At 71.3% G+C, this 2,172-nt stretch carries 2 protein-coding genes and 1 pseudogene; all 3 read right to left on the bottom strand.

All coding sequences use genetic code 11. The annotated features are described in order from the left end of the window. The coding region (locus RMO85_RS00145) for an aldehyde dehydrogenase family protein (protein WP_310525683.1) at positions 1–418 on the bottom strand (418 nt) is incomplete at its 3' end. Between the two features lie 95 nt (positions 419–513). Next, entirely contained in the window at positions 514–1,701 is a 1,188-nt protein-coding gene (locus tag RMO85_RS00140) for a GAF domain-containing protein (protein ID WP_310525682.1), read from the bottom strand. 88 nt (positions 1,702–1,789) lie between these two features. Further along, positions 1,790–2,172, bottom strand: a pseudogene (locus tag RMO85_RS00135) (mycofactocin system glycosyltransferase); the annotation flags it as partial.

The following is a 2,172-nucleotide window of genomic DNA, read 5'->3' as shown; positions in this document are numbered from 1 at the left end:
TGCCGCCCTCCTGGGCGCGCAGCGCGCCGGCGAAGTAGCGGAAGTGGTCGACCGCCAGCGGCATGTCCGCGTTGATGGTCTCGCGCACGGCCTTGCCGTTGTCCCACGTCTCGATCACCGCGAGGGACTCGAGGTTCGCCTCCATGCGGTCTGCGATCTTGAGCAGGATGTTGGAACGCTCCGTTGTCGACATACGGCCCCAGGGCCCCGCCGCTGCTTCGGCGGCGTCGATCGCGGCCTCGATGTCCTCAGCGGTGCCGCGCGCCACCTCGGTGAAGGGCTTGCCGTTGACCGGGGAGATGTTCTCGAAGTAGCCACCCTTGATCGGGTCGACCCATTCGCCGCCGATGTAGTGGCCGTAGCGGCTCTTGACCTCGATGTCCGAGCCGTCGGTGCCGGGCTGTGCGTAGACAGTCATGGGTGCTCCAGGAGTGAGGGAGTGTGTGATGACCGTCACGGTAGGAACGCGCACGTTGCATCTACGTTGCGCTCCGCGTCCGGAGGCTGGCCGGGTCAGGCCAGGTCGCGGTCGAGCCGGGCCAGCTGCCCGTCGACCAGCGAACGCATCGGCGACACCGCGCCGAGGGCGTCGCGCTGCGCCACCCACATGTCGTAGTCGTCCGCTCCCCACCTGGATCGCGTCCACGTCGACAACAGGTCCGGCTCCTTGCTGGCCAGCACAGCAGCGCGCAGTGAGTGGTGCAGCTGGTCGCGCAGACGGACGACCCCGGGCGCGGTGGAGCGAGGAAGGATCGGGCCGCGATAGTCGCGAAGCGCGCGGCGTACGTCGCCTGCCGCCAGCTGCGCCTCGAGCGCCAGCCAGTCGCCGGCGACCCCGCAGCAGAGCCGGTAGGGGCGGGAAGCCAGGAGGTCGTCGCCGAGGAGGTTGCGCAGCCGGTTGAGCTCCGCACGCAGGGTCGAGGACGCGCCGTCGTCCTCGTAGACCAGGACGGCGAGCTCGTCGCCGGAGAGCCCGTGCGGAGCCGAGGCGAGGAGGAGCAGGATCTCGCTGTGCCGAGGAGAGAGCCGGAGCGAGTGGCGCGCGTCGATGGTGAGCAGTGCCTCGTGGCGTCCGAGCAGCTCGACCACGACCTGCGGCCCAGCCGTGGACTCGACGGGCTGAGCGGCGCGCGTGAGCAGGTCGCGGGCAAGCTCCGCCTCGGCCATCCTGGCCGCCGCCCGCACCATCGCCATCGTCTGCGGCACCGCGATGTCGTCGTTGCCGGTGATGTCGAGGACCCCGAGCAGGGTGCTGGACGTGGGGTCGTGGATGGGCGATGCCGCACAGCTCCACTGCTGGACCGAGTGCCGGAAGTGCTCCGACCGGCGCACCTGGGCAGGCTGGCCGAGCCGCAGCGCGAGACCGGGTGCGTTCGTGCCGGCAAGCCGTTCGTCCCAGTTGGAGCCCTCGACGAAGCCGATCTTCTCGGCCTCGCGCAGGGTGGATGGCGACCCGCACACCCACAGCAGCTGGCCGGCCGCGTCGGAGACGGCCATGATCGCGCCGCAGTCGCGCGCGGCCTGGCCGAGCACGTCGTCGAGCAGCGGGAAGACCTGGGCGAGCGGATGAGCCGCCCGGTGGTCGCGTAGGTCGGACTCGGCGAGCGTGATCGGTGCCTCGACCCGCTCCACGTCCACGCCCGCCGCGGCAGACAGGTGCCAGGAATCTGCCACCTCCGCGCGCATGCCGTCGCGACCCATGGGTTCAGTGGACACGCTCATCCGTCACCTCTCCGAACTTCGATAGCCACCATCTCGCGCCGAAGGTTGCGAAGTGGTTGCAACGTGATCATCGGCGACGCGAGAGGCGTAGGTCGGGGCGCAACGCCTTGAGGGACCGGGCTCGTGCGGCCCCGAACCAGACGCCGGCCCCGTAGGCCAGGTCGTCCAGCCGTCGCGCAAGGACGTAGCGGACCGGGTCCAGGTCGGCCCCGACCCGTCGCCGGTCGACGAGTCCGTCGACCACCGCGGCCACGACCAGGGCACGTCGGGCGCGGCGTGAACGGGTGGCCGCCAGGGCAGCGAGCGGCCAGTAGTGCCGGGTCAGCGCCGCTGCGGTCTGCCACAGCACGGCGACACCGCCCTCCAGCGTGAGGATCGCCGCCGCGCGAACGGGACGCTCACTGCGGCCCAGCCGACGGGACGTGCCAGCCGTCGCGACGGCCGCCGAGG

The sequence above is a fragment of the Nocardioides sp. genome (assembly GCF_031422975.1).
Taxonomy (GTDB): Bacteria; Actinomycetota; Actinomycetes; order Propionibacteriales; family Nocardioidaceae; genus Nocardioides.
The sequence above is the reverse complement of the archived record's forward strand: the minus strand, read 5'-3'. Positions and strand labels throughout refer to the sequence as shown.